This window comes from Candidatus Nitrosocosmicus sp. FF01 (assembly GCF_047711275.1).
Lineage (GTDB): Archaea > Thermoproteota > Nitrososphaeria > Nitrososphaerales > Nitrososphaeraceae > Nitrosocosmicus.
Genome location: NZ_JBLNIG010000002.1, coordinates 208799 through 229844 on the forward strand (window position 1 = coordinate 208799; position 21046 = coordinate 229844).

Below are 21046 nucleotides of genomic sequence, written 5' to 3' on the forward strand. Positions count from 1 at the left end.
CACTAATAAATTTATTCTAAAAACTCTTTTTGTATTAGATCTCTATTAACACCGGCTGCTGCTTTAAGCCCATCCGCAGCGGAGATGATTAATTGAGCAGGAGCAAATACAGAAGCGTCACCTGCTGCGTAAACACCCTCGACATTTGTTCTTCCGTAGAAGTCTACTGAAATGCCACCTAGCGAATTATATTCGCATCCTAATTTTTTAGCAAAATCAGAAGCTTGTATTGGTTGCGGTAAAACAAAACCTCCTTTTCTAATCATACTATCTCCATTTTCAAAATGTATTTTTTCCATCTGTCCGTTTTTTCCTTCAAAGTTTTTAATTTTATTTTCCATTATCTTTATATCCTTATTTTGAATCAAACGCTTTTGTTCAGGGTTTAAAATGGACTTGCCATTGGTACATACAATAAGGTCTTTAGACCAATTGTAGACAGTCTGAATGAAATGAAAACCTTGTGTTTGTTCTTCTATAATGACAACTAGGGGTTTATCTCGCATTTCCCATCCATCACAGTAAGGACAATTAAATAAACTCTTACCATAATAATCAGAAATATTCTCTATGTCTGGTAAAACATCTTTTAAGCCAGTAGATATGATGATAGTCTTTGATTGATATAGTTCTTTATCAGAGGTAACTAATTCAAATAATCGCCCTTTTTTCGTTATTGAAATTATTTCTGTCTTTTCATACATGACTGAAGGATATTTAGCTATATCTCTGTGTGCAATTTCTCTAAATTCTTTAGGTTTAATTCCATCACGCGTAATAAATCCATGAGATTCTTGAGTAACTGCATTCCTTGGATTATTATTATCAAATAAAATGGTATTTCGTCTTGCACGTCCTAACACCAGGGCAGCATTTAAACCCGCCGGACCTCCTCCGATAATAGCACAATCAAAAAGATCATTCATTCGATTCTCGAATAATCGGTAATGATGATAGTCTTAAGAATTTGTCGTTTAAGATAAAGTGATGCAACTGGATTATAATGAGGGTTTTATACTTAATTGAATATAATACTATAATGGTTGAAAAGTCAGAATTTTCTCTATCGAAGTTAAGAGTTGAAAAAAAGAGTGGAAAGCGAGAAAACTTTAGTAGTGAAAAGCTTTTAACAGGAATAAGCAGAGCTGGGACACCATTTTTGATGGCTAAGGAAATATCAGAATCGATTGCTAGTAAACTTGCAGATAATCCTCCAATTGATAACTTTGTTTATTCAAACAAGTTAAGAGAATACATTACAGAGGAGCTTAGACAAAGAAACCAAAGTGCAATTGCAGAATCGTATTCCGGCTATAGTAAAAACCAAGTTACAGATTTGAAAGAAGAACAATTAAATAGAAATGATAAATTTGATTCTAAAGTTTCACTGTCTGTTAATACACATTCAAAACAAAAAGTAAAAGATAAGGATTTTCCACCTGTGATTTGATAATTTTACTTATTAGAAGAACATTAAGAAATAATACCCAATTCTTTTAAAGTATAAAAAGTGTATTGACTTTCTACTAAAATTTAAAAAATTGATGATATGTCCGATCTATTGATGGATTTCTTTTTCTAATGCGTCTTTTAATAATCTAATATGTTTTTCTCTATCTTGCTTTATAGTTTTCCACATGTCAACTAAATCTTGTCGTCCGTCCTTTTCAGCATCTTGGATATATTTACCGATAGTATCATATAAAAAGTCAGCATCTTTACCTAATGTCCGTAGTATATCATACGCTCTATTAGTTAGACCTGTGTCAGTGATGTTAGACATATTTTAGTATAGCAATAATGGTTTTTATATTTTCCTAACTGTATATTTTATAATTTAAAATATATACAAAACAATTTTCAAATGTAATAAGGCATCAACAAAGGTCTTGTTTCTTATGACAGTAAACTTGGCATCTCTAATACATAGAGCACCTCAGACCTTCCCATGTTTTTGTTATCCACGAGACTATCAGGCGGGTTGCATGATAGCGCTTATTGGAGGACCAATTCGATGGCTAACTTATGACATGACTGTAGCCTTATTACCCTTTATTCATTGCTCAAACTCGTAAGAGTCTGACACATCAAATAAAAGTAGAATATTATAACCAACATAATATTTAATCCCAGATCAATTTGACATGCAGATGATAATTGATCAACGGCTAATCGATTATCAAATTAAAATTATATTAATTACGCAATTGCAAACAAGAATTACATATAAGAAATCATTGTTTATTTTTTATCATGACTATGATGTTAAAGTGTAAGCAATGTTGATTTGAACATCCTTCAGCTCTTCAAATGGATGAAGATTCTTTTGAGGCGAGCACGATTTCCAATAATTCAGAAAACTGTACAAAATGCGGTCACTCTTCTGACAATAATAAGGAAGATTATTTCTTTCAATAACTTTTTTATTACATATTTGAGGCAATAATAAACCCGCGACTACCTTTCATGTAAACAAATCCCATCTCTTTTCATAGATCAAAACGTTATATTGACGAAACCACGATTATACGGTATGGATTTGAGTCCCAAACCTCATCTGATTCGATTTTTCATTTCATGATTTTTAGTTACTTATTGAGTAAGAAAAAAAACAACGATTCTTTAATAACAATATTCCTCAGCAAATTCAGATCTTAATTTACTTATTTTCTTTATATTATTTATGGAAATTTGATTATCTCCTCGACCGGATTTAATATTCATCTATATTTTTATCCTAGTTGTTTAGATATTCACTTTATCAGTTCTATAGAATATCTTTATCATTAATCCAAATTTACCTTACTGACACCTTGACTAAAACTTGAAGAATCAAACCTGAATCTTATTCATTGCCGTTAGAATTCCGTAAATGAGAGCTTCTGGTCTGGGTGGACATCCTGGAATATATACTTCAACAGGTAGCAGAGTATCAACGCCACCGGTTGTGGCGTACGTATTTCCAAAGATTCCTCCACTGCATGCACATGCTCCGACGGCAATTACAATTTTAGGTTCAGGAGTAGCCTGATACGTTTTTTCAAGTGCAATAGCCATATTCTGAGATACTGGGCCTGTAACTAACAACACATCAGCATGTCGAGGAGATGAAACAAATTGAACACCAAATCGTTCTATATCATAGATGGGATTATTCAAAGCAGTTATCTCTATCTCGCATCCATTACACGATCCACCATCAACTTGTCGAATCGCCAAAGATCTACCAAATAAACTGTTGATCTTTTCTTTCAATTCCTTACCAACCTGTTCGTAGGATAAACCATTGGAGCTTTTCTCATGTATAGTTTCATTCAAATATTTTTTGTCTGTTTGTAGTAGTTGCAATTCAACCAAATCTATCAATTGCTCTTTATTTCTTGCTGCAGTGTTTTGGTTATTTCCCATCTTAAATAAATTAGGATATACTTCTTCACACCTACCGCAAAGAAAACACTTTCCGTTATCTAATGTTACTTCAGTTGTGTTACTCTCTTTATTTCTTATTTTGATTGCATTTGATAGACAAATATTTTCTATTTCATCTGCCTTTCCATTCAGTTCAAAATCACAGATACCTTTAGACGTAACTAAGTTAATTTTGCCCTTAAAATTTTCAGAAATTTGATCATTTTCTTTGATTGGGTTAGATATCGTTACGCGTTTATTCTTTAAAATATCACTTTTAGTTTTGTCTTTAGAGTTAGACCACAATATGCCTTTATAATCAAATTTGTTCTTACTTGTAACAGTATCGATGATATCCTTTTCCTTCATCACAAATCGTTCCCTGAATAAGAGAGATCAAAACTCTTATTGATCAATGGAAAGTCCGGAACAATATTATTCTGTACAGCTAATTCTATCAACGGCCAATTACAAAATGAAGCCGTTCTTATTTTGAATCTAAAAATCCTATTGATGTCTTTTCCAAGCATGACCCAATGAATAGTTTGACCTCTGTGGGATTCACTATATCCTAACGCATTGTCGTAGGGTTGAAGATAATTTTTCAGATCGTTGACAGCCAAACTATCATCGTTACAGGTTCGATGAGCATAGCAGGACTCATAATTGGTGCTTTTATCTAAAATATCTGTCGCAATTTTTTTTATAATATCTATCGAGTGTCTTGTTTCCACAACTCGGACTTGAAATCTTGAAAGAGCATCGCCTTTTCGTTTGTTTAACTCAACTTCGTATGCAATCTTATCAACAATACCTTGAATATTTTCCATATTAAGATAGGGGTAATATGCATAGGGATTATTCTTTCTCGTATCAATATCTACCCCAGTACACCTTGCAATTACACCATTTGCTCCTAATCCAAGTACGTCATGACTCGATATACTACCTGTCCCTTTAAGACGGTCAATAAAGGAGGATGTATTATGTAATAATTTTACCATACTTTCAAAGTCATGTTGTATATCAGATAGTTCTTTAGAGATCAAGATCAGAGTTGTAGGCTTAAAATCGACTTTTACTCCACCAATCCTGTTTACTCCAAAAAGGAGTCTACTGCCACTTAGTTTTTCATTTATGCGCATTACTTTCTCTTTGAGTATATTAATTCTTGAGCTTCCATATGCAAACCCAACATCAGTACACATACCTGCGAGCGTCCCAAAGTGATTCCAAATTCGTTCTAGCTCTGCACAAATCGATCTAATTTGCATTGCTTTCGTAGGAATTTGTATTGAAGCCATCCTCTCTATCGCCTGGCAATATGCTGTAGAATTTGCCACAGATTCATCACCAGATATACGCTCAGATAAAAGCAATGCTTCATCCAAAGTCATTGTTTCCGCTAGTTTTTCAATACCTTTATGGGTATAGTATAAGCGCGTTTCTAAGTTAAGTATATTCTCGCCGTAAATACTAAATCTAAAATGTCCAGGTTCTATGATTCCAGCATGAACTGGACCTACAGGTATTTCACAGATACCCTCGCCTTTTACTTTTAGAAATTCATAATGATTATCCAAACTACCTGTATTTTTTGTCTTTATATCAAAATCCTTTCTAAGCGGAAAATGATTCTCTGGCAATTGTTCGTGTAAAACAAGCTTTCTATCATCAGGGTTCCCTTGGGCAACGACACCAAACATATCAGAAATTTCTCTTTCGTAGAGAGCAGCAGATGGTATATGCGAAACTATGCTCGGATATGTGGGCTTATCCACATTGGGAAGTGATGATGTAACTATGAAAAAAATATCTTCAGTCTTGCTAGAAAAAACATGTCTAATACTCAATCCATCATATCTTTTATTCATCAAGTCAAATGCACGTTTAGAATTACCCGATTCAACTTTTTTCTCATGTCTATTTTCAATATATCGTTCATCTGTACATATCATGGTAACAAGTCTGCATCCCAAATAATCATATATGAAATAAATAATCTCGGTACTGGCTTCTGGGCTGATCGTCAAAATGTGAATTTCATTGTAGTTTTTGTAATGGATCCTCTGTATTATTTCGTTAAATTTTTCAAGGAAAAGTGACTCGTATTCAAAGATTTTCTTGTTAAAAGTATGGTGGCTCATTTTATCTCAGACCCCTCACTTGTTAGATTATTTAAATTACTAACGTCGCTTTCCTTCACAACTACTGTTATCATTTCCTGCTTCAATCTGGCTTCTCCCTCTTCTTTACTTTATACCACTTTGAATATCTTCACGGCATCATTGATTAAAGTGTCCAAGGGTTCGGGTATGTACATTCCTAATATTATTATAAACGCAACTAGTATTCCCATTGCTATTATTGAAAGGTTACCAAGTTCTCCATTATCAATTTGTGTTTTAGGTTTACCAAAAGACATCATAACTAGATTTCTTATAAAACCGACAAAAATTATTGCCAACAGGATTATCAAAACAGTGCTGGCCAGTATATTATTATTGCTACTAAATCCGGAATATAATATCATAAATTTACTTAAAAAGATATTAAACGGAGGTAGGCCTATTATTGCTAATCCTCCTATAAGAAACATAACCCCTGTAACAGGCATGATCGTAAATATTCCTTTTATTTTAGACATTGCTTTAGTTTCGTATTTCTGGCTAATCTTTCCATTTGCAAAAAACATTAATGGTTTCACAATGGCATGATTTATCATATGCAAAATCGCGCCATATATACCAACGAGACCTCCAAATCCAAATGCTAAAGTGATTATACCTATATGCTCTACACTAGAATATGCCAACATCCTCTTCATATCCTTTTGAAAGAGAATTGAAAAAGAAGCAATGCCAACTGATAATAGTCCAAAAATGACTAATAAATTAGCTGAATATTCTTCACCTATTGAACCGCTACTTATTAGATGAAAACGAAGTATCCCATATAAAGCACAGTTTAAGAGTACTCCTGACAACATAGCACTTATTGGTGTGGGAGACTCACTATGTGCATCAGGTAACCAAGTATGCATTGGAGCTATACCTGCTTTTGTTCCATAACCAATTATTATGAAAATAAATGCTATTTTTACAATCATAGGATCAAGAAGTTTGGAGTTTTGTAGCATATTTGTCCAGTTTATCTTATCCTCCTCTGGTTGAACAGACGATAAAGGATCATGAATATTCGCATAATAAAAGAAAATAGTCCCAATTAGTGCAAATGATAATCCAACGGTAGCGATTATGAGATATTTCCAGGCCGATCTTATTGCATCCTCTTTTACGTAAATCATGATTAATAAAACAGATATCAGGGTAGTTGCTTCTATTGCAACCCACATTAGTCCGGTATTATTTATAATGGGGACTAGAATCATTGTAAAAATGAAAATATTGAATCCTTGATAATATCGGACTAGATGTTTATCATCAACTAGTCCATCTTGGTACTGTTTTCCCATATAGTTAACAGAATAAATTGAGGAAACGAAACTGACAAAAGAAATTAACAAAAGTACAACCATACTCAGTGAATCCACATAAAAAAATTCGTTGAATAGAGTAATTTTCTTGAAATCAACTATATATAGGAACAGAAAAAAGGTCAGAAAAAGAATAAAGGCAGTTGACAAAACACTGAAAGTTTCTAGGAATCTTTTCTTTTTGAATATTGTTACTAGAATACCACTCAAAATTGGAGTCAAGATAATAGACATAATTAAGAATGATTCAGGCAACATTTTGATTATTGAATTGGCCATGGTTATCATCTTTCTAGTCATCCTCCTCTGCGTACTCTAAGTTTTCACGTTTCTGATCAATATCATTCATGCTATCAAATGTGTATCCAATTCTATGTATCAGAATTGACGATATTACAATTCCGACTAAAATGTCTATGAATATGCCTATTTCTATTATTAAAGAAATACCATGAGTAAGGGAGAGAACAAACAGGAATAATCCATTTTCCAATATCAAAAGACCAACTATCTGATTAAGGGCAATTTTTCTTCCAATCATTACTAAGAGGCCAATTAGTAACAACGAAATGGAGACAGGAACAAAACTATTGGCAATAACATCTTCACCCAGTTGAATTTGTTGAGTTAAAAAATACGAAAGCGCTACAAAGATGGTCGAAGCAACAAGTGACATACGTATGCTAATGTATGGCTTTGTTTCATTTTTGAAGTCGTAACTTATTTTTTCTGTTACCTTTGTTAAAAGTCTGGGTACAATTACTGCCTTTAATGAAAATGTGATAATTGCTGCAAGATATATCTCCCAGTTATTAGTGATATAACCAATTGCCCCAGTTATTAAAGAAAGGATGATTGTTTGGTACTTATAAGCTTGAATCCAGCCCGAAAATTCTCTTTTTATGACTAAAATAAAGGTTGCAATCAGTAATGTACCAGACAAAAATATCAAAATATTATTATAAGCCATTTCTAATCCTATCCTCAAATATAAATAAAGACTATACCCATTAGTCCACTGGCCAAAGACAAAAATATTAAATCAGGAATTCTGAATAGTCTCCATTTAGCAACCTTAGATTCAATGTATGCGATCATCATGCCTAAAGATATCATTTTTAAAAGAAAAACTAATAACCCTATAATAATTGCAGAAATTGAAAAAGTTGTGGATAGTCCCCAGGGGATAAAAATGTTGATTAAAAGTGATAACAAGAGTATTTGCTTTATAGATTGGGATAATTCAATAAGAGCAAGGCTTTTTCCTGAAAACTCCAGGATCATTGCTTCATGAACCATTGTAAGTTCTAAATGAGTAGCCGGATTATCAAAAGGCAATTTTCCGGTTTCGGCCATGACAATAATAAAAAAACCAAATAGCGAAAACAACAAGCTTGCAGATATCATAATGGATGATTCTGCGGCATGAGATACAATTGTTTCAATGTTTGTTGCACCAAACGTTACTGCGATAGTAAATAAGACCAAAAACAGTGCAGGTTCTGTTAAAGATGAAATCATCATTTCCCTGCTGACACCGATACCTCCAAAAGCGCTAGAAACATCAAGTCCAGCCAGCATTAGAAAAAACCTAGAGAGGGCAAAAAGCCCAATTACTAATATGATATCAGCTCCCATACCAAATGGAAAATAGACCGAGAAGATTGGTACGAAGAATGCAACAAGCAATGTAGAAGAAAATATAATCCAAGGAGAGAATCTAAATATCCAAGAAGATTCTTCGGATATTACTTCATCCTTTCTTATCAATTTCAGCAAATCAAAATACGTCTGAAAAATGCTAGAGCCTGTCCTTTTTTGAGTGATTGCCTTTATCTTTCGCATTATTCCGGTTAATAACGGAGCAAGTACTATAATGGTCAGAAATTGAATAATACCAATAAGAATCCCGGACACGGATTGAGCGATATCAAAAGGCATTATGGAAATAACCTCACATATACCAAAAGCAAGATGATGACCACCAAGACATTGAGTAAATACAAATTAACTTTTCCCGTCTGAATTTTTTTCATTATTTTATTTGCTTTAAGTACGTTTCTAATAATTGGTCCATATATAAAATCCTCAATAATATTTTTGTTAGAAACGTGAATTTTAACTGATTTTTTAATGTAGGGATTAGAGGAGTGGTATGGGATATGTTCAATAACCAAAGACGGCTTGTAGAAATTTCTAAATACGTGAAGTATAGGTTGAGACAGAGAAGTAGCCGTATATTGCATTCTTTCGTTTAGATTGACAAATCCACAGCTCCAAGTTTCAGTAATTCTATGTTTTGTTCTACCGCCGACTCCATATAGAAACCCTATTGTCGCGGCCAGAATTGATACAAATATCACGGAAACCACTGGCAACGAAAGTCCAGAAACTGTATTATTTGTTCCAGACTCAGACCAAATCGAACCAAACGAAAATATTGGTTGATTCAAAGGCAACTGAAAATTGAATGCAAGAGTTATCATATCTATACCAATTGCGGGAATCAATCCTAAAGTAATACACATGATAGCAACAATCCCCATTCCTGCAAGCATTGTGCGAGGAACTTCCTTTATCTTGTAAATTATATCGCTTCGAGGTTTTGAGAGAAAAGAAATCCCAAAAATTTTTACAAAGGTGGCCAAAACGATCCCCAAAGTCAGTGCAAACGCCGCGCTTGCAAAACCCACAGAGATTGCAATAACGACATCAGGAATACGGTATGAAGATATAAAAGAGAGCATCATGAGATATTCGCTTATAAAACCATTGAAAAAAGGTAAACCAGAAATTGAAAGCACCCCTACTAAAAAGAAAAGCGAAGTCCATGGCATCCTTTTGACTAACCCTCCCAATTTTTCCATATTTGCAGTTTGAGTTCTAAAAATTATAGCGCCAGCACCCATGAATAAAAGGCTTTTAAAAATAGAATGGTTTAACAAATGATACATTGCAGCTAACATTGCAATTGCAGATAGATAGATTAAATTAAAAGATAGAAATACAATAGACAATCCCATTCCAATAAAAATTATCCCTATATTTTCTATACTACTATATGCTAGAGCACGTTTGATATCTTTTTCAATTACGCTGTATAATACACCCACTACTGAGGATATCGCACCTGTGGTAACAAACAACAATCCCCACCAAGCAAATTCAGAATTATCCGTTGCACCTGAACCCACCCCACCAAAATCATAAATGATTCTTATCAATCCATAAATGGCGGTTTTGATCATTATAGCAGACATTAATGCAGACACGTTACTCGGAGCGGATGGATGTGCGTAGGGAAGCCACATGTGTAAAGGTACGATACCTGCCTTTGTGCCAAAACCAATAAAGGCCAGTATGAAAACGATATTTTTCATTGTTACAGAAAAAGTATCTGAAGACAATCTAAAGGATTCAAAACTAGTACTTCCAGTTTGAGATGAAAGTAACAGAAGTGAAGCCAATATCAGCGCAGTACCCAGATTGGTCATAATTAAATAGATTATTCCAGATTTCAAGCTGGAATCATTTTTGTGATTGTATATTACAAGAAAGAAAGATGTCAGAGACATTAATTCCCAAAATACAATGAATGAGAAAATATCATTTGATGAGACTAAAAGGAACATGGAAAGTATAAAAGCATTGAAAAAAAATCCAAATACAGGTACATGTCTATTTTCAATATACTCTTTAATGTAACTCAAAGAATATATCGACACTGACAAGGAAACTAACCCTATAAGAAGAATAAAAAATGCAGCTATCCCATCTATAAGGAATTCATTGAACGAAAAGACATTGTTAGGTGCTAATTCAATATGAATAGAACTGCCGTTCATTATCACATTCAACGAGAGTATTATCAGAAAGATGGATCCGATGATAGTAGGAATGAAAAAAGGCTTTCCACCACCGTGTTTTCTAAGCAATAAAGAGAACAAAGCGCCAGAGACAAAAGATATTATGACCATCCAAAATAATGGTATCGAGTGTTCAAACATTGAAATCATAAATACCGTCTAAATCCTCTGAAAATTTTATCATTATAGGAAACTCGAGATTTGTACAAGAACATCAATATTTAATTGTTATGTATTTCTGAAATTTTGAGTTTTTGAGTTTTTTAAAAAATGAGAAAATCAGATCAACTGATTTAATACACTACAAATTCAGATTATCCTCCAAATTAAGATGAATAAATCAAAATATTGCTGATGAAAAATATGTAAATTACAATATATTCAAATTATAGAAATTATGAATTTCACAAAATTTAAGAATTGAGCCGATATAATATTAGTAGTTGAAGCAAAAAAGTAAAAAATTGAGAACATATTTGACACATTTTCCTGTCAAATCATATATAGAAGCTGACATTTTATCTAAAGAATCCACTTGGCGAATAATGGATCGAATAAGACAAGCAGGTGCGAAGGGAATAACTGCTGAAGAGATAACACAGCAGGAACAGATCCCTGTAAGTATAGTATACACAACTTTGAAAGAATTGTACAGATTGGAATATGTGTTCCTTTATCCTAGACAAAAAAAGGAAAAGGGTGAAAGGAAGAAGAGATTTGTTTGTGAGAGAGGATCTTGGGGTAAATATGGTATTGACAAGGAATTTGACGCAATAATTAAGGTTAATGGAATAACAGAAGGAATAATGGATGATCTACGCCAGCCTATAATGAAAATATTTGATGAAATTTACGAAAAATTTTCATCAAAAAGAGAGCTTCATCAATTCTTGCCAATAAAAGATACAAATATTTGTCCTAATTGTCAGAGGAGTCATGAATCAATGGAATTTTTTTATGCAATGTTATTGAGAAGTATAGATCTTATGATAACAGAGTCCAAAGAGATTAAGGATTTCCTAATTGAGAAAGGATATGCTCACGAGGAACAACCATAGTTCTAAAAGAGGTTTCGATTCCTTTAATTGAAATATCTCAAACAATGCAGTTGTAATTTTTTTATGCAATGTTACAATTTCTTTATTGACTGCTTAAACCCATAATATTTTGAAACTGGGTTATAATGCGATTGACTATTAATTAGTCGGTCGTGGTGAATTACAATATACGGATAGAAGAGTATTAGTAAAATTAAGTTGATAATAAATGAAAAAGAAAATTTGTAACACACAGAGAGAGAGAAAAAGAGAGAGAAAGAGAAAGAGAGAAAGATCAGTTGTTATATGGATTAGATCTTCATAAGAAACAGTCATGGATTTTGAGTTCTCACCTAAATGGTTGGCATTACTATTTGTCGTTGCAGGTGTAGTAGTTGTTTTTATGTTAATGGGAGGTTCATTGACCCAACTTTTTAGTTCTGGTGTACAAGAAAGCGTCTTCGTTCAACTTAAAGAAGGAAATACCTGTGTTGTAGAAGCATCTGATGGAATACCACGTACTATAAACAATTGTCCCTATCAAAAGGGAGACAATATAACCATAAACTATAAGCAAGGACTCCCTACGCTAGAAGGTCACAGAGCACAATAAATGTGATATAATATATGGGCTAGCTCAATATATTGAATACGATATAAAACAATCACCAAAAATTGAAGCAATTCACGTTTAACTTTCAAAAAAACAAACTTGTGAATGCAAGAAACGGGTTCGAATCCCCTTCCCTGTACCTTTGTTTATCCCGCCGAAATCACAAGAATAGATAGGCTCACGATCTTTTGAAATTCATGATGCACTGGCTGATTTTGAACTTGCGTAAAATAATAATCTTATCCATTACTATCAAGTTAGCGATTGAAAGCCTTGCAAATGATACTATAGGATCTAAATTTGATATACTCTGGATATAGAAAAGGAATAATACATTTTAATTTTATCAATTACCTTGACTTCGATTTAAGCAAGCCGGATATACAGAAGAAATTTTATGTGCAAACCATGAAATGATTTTGGAAATTCTTCATCATAAGACCTCGTTGCCACAGTGAACTTGCCTAATAATTCAACATACCAACTTCACACATAATATCCATTTTAAACAATATTAGCCAATAATTTGAAAATGATGTTATCTTCTGTTATGAAGCTAGCAGAGAAATTTTTGTTCTAAATCTTATTAATAAGATCAAAACAAACATAGTATGAATATCCCTCAGATTGCAACTTTTGTATTAATTATCAGTATTTTTTCATCAAATATTGTAAGCAGCCTATTTTTTATATCGAGTTTGAAACCTAGCGTAGTTTATGCAACAACATCTCTAGACCAATCTATTCGACAAAGCCAGGAGGAATTGCAGTCCGCAATTAATAGAGAAGTTCAGCGAACGTTTACAGAGACTATTAATAATACAAGTAATATCAATCTGGATGTAACTAATCAAACAAATGTTGGTCAAATCCAAAAAAATACTTCTCTGCATAGCGGCGCAATAATAACAGATAACAACTTGACATCTCAAAAGATAAAAGTCGGAGATATAGATATAGCATACAAGGTATTTGGAAAAGGAGACCCTCTCTTAATGATTCCAGGTTTTTCAATGACTAAAGAAATGTGGGGACCGATACTAAATGAATTGTCAGAGAATCACACTGTTATTACATTAGATAACAGGGGAATTGGGGAAACAACCGCTGGTAACAGGGCTTTTTCAATGGATCAATTCGTTAATGATACGGCTGGATTTATAGAAGCATTGGAGATTGAAAAACCAGTAGATGTGTTAGGTCTTTCTCTTGGGGGAATGATTGCACAGGAACTTACATTGTCCCATCCAGAAAAGGTAAACCATCTTATTGTGATTGCCTCATCCTGTGGAGGAAGAGAATCTTTACCACCACAACTATCACCAGGTGATTTACAAAGTATGCAAACTGGAACGGCAAATAAGTCACTATTTTTGCATGCTTTATTTCCTGATAAGTGGATACGAGAAAATAGTGATGAGATAAACAGAACATTTATCCTTCCTCAGGTGTCCCAAGAAAATCTTTTAAAATATGGCGAGGCATTGGGCAAATGGAAAGGCTCCTGTAATAGCATATCAACTATCGATAAACCCGTGTTGGTTATGACTGGAACCGAAGATATTACATCTCCACCTATTAATTCATTAAGAATAGCAGAAAAAGTACCAGGTGCATGGTTAATCCAAATACATGATGGAGGTCACGGTGTGATGCAGCAGTATCCTGAGACTGTAAATGAAATAATAGAGTTCTTTCTTTCAGTTACATAAATATTTGAGCTGATGAATAAAAAGAAGTCGTGTATCGACACAGAGAGAGGAATCTAATCCCCTATCCACTTTTAAAAAATTCTTAAAAGATGATTCTTGCTTGCTATAAATCGAGTCATTATTAAAAAAAGCATATGTAAAAGTAGTAACATTATTTCCTTGTCAAACATAAAATGAAAAAACCAGATAAAATAAACAATTGGAATATTTGGGATCGGTGCCGTATTAGTAGTGACCATAATTTCAGCTTACAGTTCCCTCCTTACTCAAGCCATCAACCAAGCTCAAGCACAGACCCTAAATACAACTGAACAAAAGCGTATGTAACTGACATTACTGTGCATTTTAAAACGGCTTGTGTATCTATCATTGTATTTACATATTGTTGGTAGAGTGTAAACACTAGATCAAAGAATTAATGGTATAAATCAAACATTCATTTCTTCCTTAAATTGGAGTACTATTAGAATCCTATTCTAGTAATACGAATTGGATTTCGTATTATCTCCAAATTTTCCTGTAGCTTCACTTACTTTTATTCGATATACTACAATTTCAAAAATTTCATTGTTCTTACTATGTAAAAACGGCGATAAATAGGAGTGTAGAAACGCGGAATTTTCTAAACCTAAATTATCATGATCAGTGGTTTCAGACCAAAGGGATTTTTTATCCAAATTAGTCCTGATGGATTTCATCAGAATCTCCAATCCCTTATTAGCGTCATCTCCTTTTAGTTCCTCAAAGGTTCCATAAAGAATCACACTTTTCCAATTGCTCATATCTTTCATCCAATCAACTTCAAAACATACATTCGGGTTTTTTCGCATCATTTGAATTTTTAATCCGTCCTTTGTATGTCCGTAAATATATCCATTATCATAAGCGTAAGTGACAGGAACTACAAATACCCTGTTATCATCAAAGCAGCCTATTCTTCCTATTAATTCTGATTTTAAAAAATCATCGATTTGATCTTTATCCAAATCCCCCCACATAACTAGAGTATTATATATTATTGATTAAAAAGTTACAGTCAGATTTAGTAGTAGTTCTGAAAGAGCTTCGAATCGAGAGAGCGAGAGAGCAACAGAAACGATATTGATTTGAACACTCAAAACAAGTTATCTCTGTATGTAATCAAAGGAAATATGAAATTTGTAATACCGATGTGTGCTAGTGAACTTTTGTATACACTCTCTCTCTTTTATCCTCTCCATTATGCTGTTTTATTTATTGCGAATTAGTAACAAAAAGTTCGATAATATTTCATATTTCACAACATTAACTAGTGAAAACGTCCTGATAAATATATAAAATTTTATTAATTTCTAGGTCCGAAACGACCTTCAAGTGTTTGTATGAATTCTTTTCTCAAGAGATCTATTAACGCAGGATTAAAGCTGATTGAATAATTTATTAGAATGATAAATCTGATTAAATTGTTGTTCAGAATCGAATCAGGTATAAATTTACACCGGCTGGTTTACTCCTTTTACTTATTTGGATTTGTAATTCTATTAATAAATATAGGATCTGCGCCTAACGGATCATTTGGTAGTGGCCTAAATAGTGAATCATCTATTAACGACGATGGTAATGCTCCTTACACCAATGTAACAGCAAATTTGTCAGTTACAGAGAGCCCTTTAGCTCCAGAATTTTATGGTCAAACTAGTAATTCTTCCATTGTAGAAGATAATAAGCATCTTGATAATAATTTTCAAGCCGACAAGATATACACACTGGTTGCAGAACATATCAGCATAGAAATAGGTCCAAACAACAGAGTACTAGCATGGACATTCAATGGAACCATGCCCGGTCCAACGATCAGAATGGATGAAGGCGAAAACATCACTGTAAAATTTGTTAATAAATCACCTATTCCTCATACTATACACTTTCATGGTTATCATGATGAAAATAATGACGGCGTAGGTCCTATGGTCATGCCTGGTCAAACCTATTTGTATAACATTACAGGCATCCCCGCGGGTGCTTTATTGTATTATTGTCATGTAGTGCCAACCTCCCAACATATCAAAATGGGCATGTATGGTGCTTTAATTATAGATCCTAAAAATACAACTGCCTTTCCGCCGGCCAAAGAGGCTGTCCTGGTAATGAGCGAGTTTAACATGAAAAATCCCCTAGAGTTTTTCGCAGATTATTATTTGATTAATGGTTACACTGATCAATATCTATACTACCCTATTAAAGCAAACCAAAGCGATATAGTAAGACTATACGTTTTAAATGCAGGAGTTAATTTACCTTATTCACTCCATCTTCATGGTACAATTTTCAAAGCTTATCCGTCGGGATTGTTTACGAACACCCCAATAGAATCACAATCTGTTTTGATAGGACCCGGCGATGCATCTATAATCGAAGCAAAGTGGAAGTATCCGGGTACATATTTATTTCATAGTCATGGTTTGCAACAAGAACATGGCAGCAAAGGTATGATAGAGATTTCCCCAATGGATTTCAATGAATCCTCATTTCAAAAACCTCTTAATCAATCGGTTTCATTAATTAATAGTCAATATGAACTTCAAATAGAACTTCAAGATCCAAATATGTCTTTTAGAACTGAAACTGAAATCAATGAAACTGAAATATTTCAGGACTCCTTTAATATAGATAATATCTTAAACCGCAACACGATAAGTAAAATTGTAAATGTATCCATCCCACTCAATGCAGGCCTTCCTAATAATGATAATTTTTACTCACCTTCTACTATTAAAGTACACAAGGGTCAGGAGGTACGATGGACTAACAATGATAAGCTCATTCACACGGTAACATCTGGTGATCCTTCAACAGGTAGTAATGGACTATTTGATTCTGGCGTACTTGCAAATAATGATGCCTTTTCCACCATTTTTATTGATAAAGGAGTAATTAGCTATTATTGTATCTACCACCCGTGGATGATTGGAAAGGTAATAGTGAACTAGTCATTGTAGGCGTAAAAACCTAAAAATTTAGATAAATTTGGCATTTTCCAATGAAATGAAGATTACAATAACTTAATTAAATAAGGGAATTGAAAAAGTCGAAAAAAAGGTTTTAGCATCTTGTCTGTTTGTGATTGAAGAGCAGCATGAGGGGTAAGTAGATTAAATGAACTAACTGTATAAGGAGTTGTGTATTCTTGTATAGTTGTAAAATTATTCTATGTTCGCCATCATCAGGAAAAATGTAATTTATAGAAAATTGTCCATTAGTAATGGAGGTATGAGTTTATTTTCAAATTTAAATAACCTCCCATCATGATCGGTTATGGTAACTCGTGTATTCAGGTCTTCATAAGGCCTAGAGTTGTTAAGATGTATTCACATCAAATAGTATTTTGGTATTTTCATCGATCACCGGGACATTGGGCACAAGTTTTATAGTTATATTCAAATCATCTCGTTGGCTTATCCAATGCTCATTTTTAACGGTTTACGGATTAGTCTCATTAAATAAAAAGGCTGAAGTATAATGAAATTCTGAAAATGCAAATAACATGGTAGTAGCCAATAAAGAATGGAAAACAATTATTTTGATAGTTAAATAACCATGGTTGCACACAAACATGTTGTAAGTAACACTTTGGAATATATATAGACATTCGCTGAGAGTAATTATCTCATGGTAATACTTATGAAATACAAGCAACACTGATTACATGTCAACATGTTTCCAAGGACTGATGATATTTCCGCTTTGGATCAAGTGCAGGATAACGACACTATAGCAATTTCAGGTTTTAATATGGCAACTACTCCAGAGTTCTTAATCAATCGGCTTTATAGTAAATATCAGAGATCTGGTCACCCAAATAATCTGTTCATAATATCAGACGCTTTACCTGCTGTACCGGGGAGAGCACTTGATTATGTTGCCCAGCAATTATACAGCGATAAGGATCAAGACTTTTTGAAAGGCTCATTGATGCCTTTCTTAGGATTTTCCCCTTGGTTTCAGAAGCTCGTAATGGACAATAGAATAGAATGCTATGGATGGCCCATTGGTATAACTGCATACTGGTTTAGAGAAATAGCATCTGGCAGACCAGGACTTTTGACAAAGATCGGCCTAGATACATTTCTAGATCCAAGAACAGATGATGCAGCTTTAAATGAATTATCTAAATCTCGTTCATCCTGTAAAGTTGAAATCCTAAAGATAGATGAAGAAGATTATCTCTTTTATAAAGCACCGAAACCAAAATTTGCTTTAATTCGAGCTTCAATAGCAGATGAAATGGGCAATGTATCTATGAAAGAGGAGGGAATACGTGGAACCGTGCTTAGCATAGCACAGGCAACCAAAGCTCTACCAACACGCGGTAAAGTCGCTTGTCAGGTGCGCTGGATAACAAAGTCTGGAACAATTAATCCTCGTGATGTTGATATTCCATTTCCACTAATTGATCATATTGTAATTTCTCCATCTGAATATCACTGGCAAACCGGTTCTATTGCTTACGACCCCCGATTGTCCAGTGAAATAGTTTCACCATCCAATCGTAATTTGGAAACTATTATCAATATCAATAAGATGGAAATGTATGAAAAAGTTATTGCTAGAAGAGTAACATTAGAGTTTGTCAATCTTATTCTACAAAAAAAAGAGCGAGTTTTGATAAATTTAGGGATTGGAATTCCCGCATTTATTTCATCAATCATTCATGAGGAAAATATAGCAGATCTTATCATATCACTCATCGAATCTGGACCTTGGGGAGGAGTTGCATTATATGGAAATGACTTTGGATTGGCCGTGAGTTCATTTGCATTGTCTACTATTCCTGATATGTTTTCTAATTTTGAAGGTGGCATAATAGATGCTGCATCACTAGGATTTTTACAGATTGATAAATTTGGAAATGTTAATCCATCTATGTTGCCTAATCGTCTATTTGGTGCAGGAGGATTTCCAGTCATAGCAGGTGGAGTTTCTAAGATATTTTTTGCTGGAGCATTCACAGGAGGAAAAAAAGAAATTAATGTTACCGATAATGGAATTAAAATTCTGTATGATGGTCCAATAGCCAAATTTGTTGAAAATGTTTACAAAATTTCTTTTAGCGGATATCAAGCAGCTAAATGTGGACAGGAGATCATGTATGTAACTGAGAGAGCAGTATTTAGACTTGATAAAAATAATAATGAATTGGTATTGGAAGAAATCGCTCCTGGTATCGACATTGAAAAAGACGTATTGTCTAAGATGAATTTTAAACCCCAAATATCATCAGAAATCAAAGAAATGGATACTCGACTTTTTGGAAAATCTGCAATGAATATCAGAAATGATTTAAAGAATTTCTTTTGATTTAATTTCTTTATCCAAGTACACATACATACAGTATCTAATAATCAATCCAAATTCAAATCCAAAATTTTGTTTTATTATTATTGTCAGATTTAACATACTATTAAGGAACTATCAAGACGGGCCGAGTAGATATTTCTGCAACATTTCTTGATATACTTCCAAGTGACTTTTTCGCATGTATGCCTCCAGTTCCAACGCTTCCAACAGTAATCATATCCACTTTTTCATCTTCAGCAAATTTGACAATACTATATGCGACATACAGACTCGAATGAGTTCCTGTGACTATTTTCGTGCTAACTAAAATGCCTGTCTTTTCATATTTTGATTTAAGATCTGAAAGCTTTTTTATCCATGCGTCTTTCATGGCAGAATTAACATCATTCAAGTATTTTTTCAAGGAACTTTTTCTTTCAGCTCCGATGGATTTGAAATGCTGCACGACTTCGTCTGATAATTTAAGTGGTTGTAATATATTCAAAATTATTATTTTATGTTTGGTTTGTATTTTATCACCGTGATGATTTGAAGTTGAGGTTTTCTGAGATATCAGGTTTACAGCATAATCCAGAGCCTTAAGAGAGTGCTCTGATCCGTCAACAAGCGTCAAAATTTTCATTGTAATAATTTAGATTGCTATTGTTGTTTAAATGCTTGTTCTTTTAATTATTGCTGCTGCAGCATAATTGATTTCATTACAATTTTGTCCAAGAGTAGCTCATTGGTCTTTCTTTAAGATTTGTTTTCAAAAGGTAAGTGATTAACTCCTACTGACTGAAAAAGGAACAAAAGAAGCGAAGTGTTTGTTTCATTCTAACGCGTTAACTCATATATAATATTAAGAGTATGCTATATTCTTGAAGTGGACTATAGAGGATTTCGTTTATGGTGCAACTGATGGAGCTGTTACTACATTTGCAGTAGTTGCAGGAGTAGTTGGAGCATCTTTATCTCCTTCCATCGTTATAATATTAGGTTTTGCAAACCTGTTTGCAGATGGATTTGCGATGGCAGCAGGAAATTATTTGTCAACAAGATCAAAGTTAGAGTACGAAGAACGCGAAAGAAAAAGGCAATACAAAGAAATTCAGGATTTTCCAGAGCGTAAGATATCAGAAATTAGAAACATTTATGCAGAAAAGGGTTTTAAGGAAGAACTACTAGAAAAAGTGACAAATGTTATAATTGCCAATCGAAAAGTTTGGACAGACATACTGTTGAGAGAGAAAACTGGTATTACAGATAAAAAAAATGAGGATCCTGTATTCAAAGCAGTCACGACATTTGTTGCATTTAATTTAGTAGGTTTAATACCTCTTCTTCCATTTGTTTTTGCACTAGTTATAGACAATACGTCAGGTTTGTCATCTCAAACCATATTTGCTTACTCCTCAATTTTTACAGCATTATCTTTCTTCTCGATAGGGATCATTTCTGGAAAAGTAGTCGATAAACCGCCTTTAAGATCTGGTTTTATTACTTTGATAATAGGAGGTATTGCAGCGTTAGTATCATATATAGTGGGAACTTTATTGAGTATATACATATAGTGATGAGAAGAATTGGATAGTTGC

Annotated in this window: 17 protein-coding genes; 7 read left to right on the plus strand and 10 right to left on the minus strand. The window is 33.6% G+C overall.

Annotated features, from left to right (window positions below; all coding sequences use genetic code 11):
- Positions 1-11: 11 nt before the first annotated feature.
- Positions 12-926: an NAD(P)/FAD-dependent oxidoreductase gene (locus tag ACMT7R_RS06565; protein WP_415310821.1), complete on the minus strand. Its 915-nt coding sequence runs from the start codon at positions 924-926 to the stop codon at positions 12-14.
- A 113-nt stretch (positions 927-1039) separates the two neighbouring features.
- On the opposite strand from ACMT7R_RS06565, the gene ACMT7R_RS06570 reads away from it, so the two are divergent.
- A complete protein-coding gene (locus ACMT7R_RS06570; RefSeq protein WP_415310822.1) occupies positions 1040-1450 on the plus strand; it encodes an ATP cone domain-containing protein in 411 nt (136 codons plus the stop codon).
- A gap of 108 nt (positions 1451-1558) precedes the next feature.
- Here ACMT7R_RS06570 and ACMT7R_RS06575 read toward each other — a convergent pair whose 3' ends face one another.
- The 7 genes from ACMT7R_RS06575 to ACMT7R_RS06605 form a co-directional block, all read right to left on the minus strand.
- The gene (locus ACMT7R_RS06575; protein ID WP_415310823.1) at positions 1559-1783 is read right to left on the minus strand and encodes a hypothetical protein; all 225 of its coding nucleotides are present in this window, start codon (positions 1781-1783) and stop codon (positions 1559-1561) included.
- A 1049-nt stretch (positions 1784-2832) separates the two neighbouring features.
- Complete coding sequence (nuoB, locus tag ACMT7R_RS06580) at positions 2833-3777, minus strand: NADH-quinone oxidoreductase subunit NuoB (protein ID WP_415310824.1); 945 nt, start codon at positions 3775-3777, stop codon at positions 2833-2835.
- A complete protein-coding gene (locus tag ACMT7R_RS06585; protein WP_415310825.1) occupies positions 3777-5555 on the minus strand; it encodes an NADH-quinone oxidoreductase subunit C in 1779 nt (592 codons plus the stop codon). Before ACMT7R_RS06585 ends, nuoB begins: the two co-directional genes overlap by 1 nt.
- A 110-nt stretch (positions 5556-5665) precedes the next feature.
- Positions 5666-7204 carry a hydrogenase 4 subunit F gene (locus ACMT7R_RS06590; protein WP_415310826.1) on the minus strand — a complete coding sequence of 513 codons (1539 nt, stop codon included), beginning with the start codon at positions 7202-7204 and terminating at the stop codon, positions 5666-5668.
- On the minus strand, positions 7197-7874 hold the full coding sequence (locus ACMT7R_RS06595) for a hypothetical protein (RefSeq protein WP_415310827.1): 678 nt from the start codon (positions 7872-7874) through the stop codon (positions 7197-7199). Before ACMT7R_RS06595 ends, ACMT7R_RS06590 begins: the two co-directional genes overlap by 8 nt.
- Positions 7875-7888: 14 nt before the next feature.
- On the minus strand, positions 7889-8845 hold the full coding sequence (locus ACMT7R_RS06600) for a respiratory chain complex I subunit 1 family protein (protein WP_415310828.1): 957 nt from the start codon (positions 8843-8845) through the stop codon (positions 7889-7891).
- On the minus strand, positions 8845-10920 hold the full coding sequence (locus tag ACMT7R_RS06605) for a proton-conducting transporter membrane subunit (protein WP_415310829.1): 2076 nt from the start codon (positions 10918-10920) through the stop codon (positions 8845-8847). Before ACMT7R_RS06605 ends, ACMT7R_RS06600 begins: the two co-directional genes overlap by 1 nt.
- A gap of 293 nt (positions 10921-11213) precedes the next feature.
- Here ACMT7R_RS06605 and ACMT7R_RS06610 point away from each other — a divergent pair, with 293 nt between their 5' ends.
- The 3 genes from ACMT7R_RS06610 to ACMT7R_RS06620 all read left to right on the plus strand — a co-directional run bounded on the left by ACMT7R_RS06610 (position 11214) and on the right by ACMT7R_RS06620 (position 14132).
- Positions 11214-11828: a hypothetical protein gene (locus ACMT7R_RS06610; protein WP_415310830.1), complete on the plus strand. Its 615-nt coding sequence runs from the start codon at positions 11214-11216 to the stop codon at positions 11826-11828.
- Positions 11829-12141: 313 nt separating this feature from the next.
- The gene (locus tag ACMT7R_RS06615; RefSeq protein WP_415310831.1) at positions 12142-12420 is read left to right on the plus strand and encodes a hypothetical protein; all 279 of its coding nucleotides are present in this window, start codon (positions 12142-12144) and stop codon (positions 12418-12420) included.
- 611 nt (positions 12421-13031) lie between these two features.
- Positions 13032-14132 (plus strand): alpha/beta fold hydrolase, encoded by a 1101-nt coding sequence (locus tag ACMT7R_RS06620; RefSeq protein ID WP_415310832.1) that lies wholly within the window; start codon positions 13032-13034, stop codon positions 14130-14132.
- 476 nt (positions 14133-14608) lie between these two features.
- Here the strand turns inward: ACMT7R_RS06620 and ACMT7R_RS06625 are convergent, their stop codons facing one another.
- Positions 14609-15118 (minus strand): pyridoxamine 5'-phosphate oxidase family protein, encoded by a 510-nt coding sequence (locus tag ACMT7R_RS06625; RefSeq protein WP_415310833.1) that lies wholly within the window; start codon positions 15116-15118, stop codon positions 14609-14611.
- Between the two features lie 456 nt (positions 15119-15574).
- Here ACMT7R_RS06625 and ACMT7R_RS06630 point away from each other — a divergent pair, with 456 nt between their 5' ends.
- Together ACMT7R_RS06630 and ACMT7R_RS06635 are read left to right on the plus strand one after the other, a co-directional pair.
- A complete protein-coding gene (locus ACMT7R_RS06630; RefSeq protein WP_415310834.1) occupies positions 15575-17101 on the plus strand; it encodes a multicopper oxidase domain-containing protein in 1527 nt (508 codons plus the stop codon).
- A 763-nt stretch (positions 17102-17864) separates the two neighbouring features.
- Positions 17865-19469 (plus strand): acyl CoA:acetate/3-ketoacid CoA transferase, encoded by a 1605-nt coding sequence (locus ACMT7R_RS06635; protein ID WP_415311649.1) that lies wholly within the window; start codon positions 17865-17867, stop codon positions 19467-19469.
- Positions 19470-19572: 103 nt separating this feature from the next.
- Here the strand turns inward: ACMT7R_RS06635 and ACMT7R_RS06640 are convergent, their stop codons facing one another.
- Positions 19573-20091 carry a universal stress protein gene (locus ACMT7R_RS06640; protein ID WP_415310835.1) on the minus strand — a complete coding sequence of 173 codons (519 nt, stop codon included), beginning with the start codon at positions 20089-20091 and terminating at the stop codon, positions 19573-19575.
- Between the two features lie 238 nt (positions 20092-20329).
- On the opposite strand from ACMT7R_RS06640, the gene ACMT7R_RS06645 reads away from it, so the two are divergent.
- On the plus strand, positions 20330-21022 hold the full coding sequence (locus ACMT7R_RS06645) for a VIT1/CCC1 transporter family protein (RefSeq protein WP_415310836.1): 693 nt from the start codon (positions 20330-20332) through the stop codon (positions 21020-21022).
- The last annotated feature ends 24 nt before the right edge of the window (positions 21023-21046 follow it).

What these genes read in the sequence shown, in the direction of transcription:
- ACMT7R_RS06605 (WP_415310829.1), bottom strand. Translation starts at nt 10,920, where the DNA reads ATGATTTCAATGTTTGAACACTCGATACCATTATTTTGGATGGTCATA.
- ACMT7R_RS06565 (WP_415310821.1), bottom strand. Translation starts at nt 926, where the DNA reads ATGAATGATCTTTTTGATTGTGCTATTATCGGAGGAGGTCCGGCGGGT.
- ACMT7R_RS06585 (WP_415310825.1), bottom strand. Translation starts at nt 5,555, where the DNA reads ATGAGCCACCATACTTTTAACAAGAAAATCTTTGAATACGAGTCACTT.
- nuoB (WP_415310824.1), bottom strand. Translation starts at nt 3,777, where the DNA reads ATGAAGGAAAAGGATATCATCGATACTGTTACAAGTAAGAACAAATTT.
- ACMT7R_RS06615 (WP_415310831.1), top strand. Translation starts at nt 12,142, where the DNA reads ATGGATTTTGAGTTCTCACCTAAATGGTTGGCATTACTATTTGTCGTT.
- ACMT7R_RS06640 (WP_415310835.1), bottom strand. Translation starts at nt 20,091, where the DNA reads ATGAAAATTTTGACGCTTGTTGACGGATCAGAGCACTCTCTTAAGGCT.
- ACMT7R_RS06595 (WP_415310827.1), bottom strand. Translation starts at nt 7,874, where the DNA reads ATGGCTTATAATAATATTTTGATATTTTTGTCTGGTACATTACTGATT.
- ACMT7R_RS06575 (WP_415310823.1), bottom strand. Translation starts at nt 1,783, where the DNA reads ATGTCTAACATCACTGACACAGGTCTAACTAATAGAGCGTATGATATA.
- ACMT7R_RS06590 (WP_415310826.1), bottom strand. Translation starts at nt 7,204, where the DNA reads ATGACTAGAAAGATGATAACCATGGCCAATTCAATAATCAAAATGTTG.
- ACMT7R_RS06600 (WP_415310828.1), bottom strand. Translation starts at nt 8,845, where the DNA reads ATGCCTTTTGATATCGCTCAATCCGTGTCCGGGATTCTTATTGGTATT.
- ACMT7R_RS06570 (WP_415310822.1), top strand. Translation starts at nt 1,040, where the DNA reads ATGGTTGAAAAGTCAGAATTTTCTCTATCGAAGTTAAGAGTTGAAAAA.
- ACMT7R_RS06620 (WP_415310832.1), top strand. Translation starts at nt 13,032, where the DNA reads ATGAATATCCCTCAGATTGCAACTTTTGTATTAATTATCAGTATTTTT.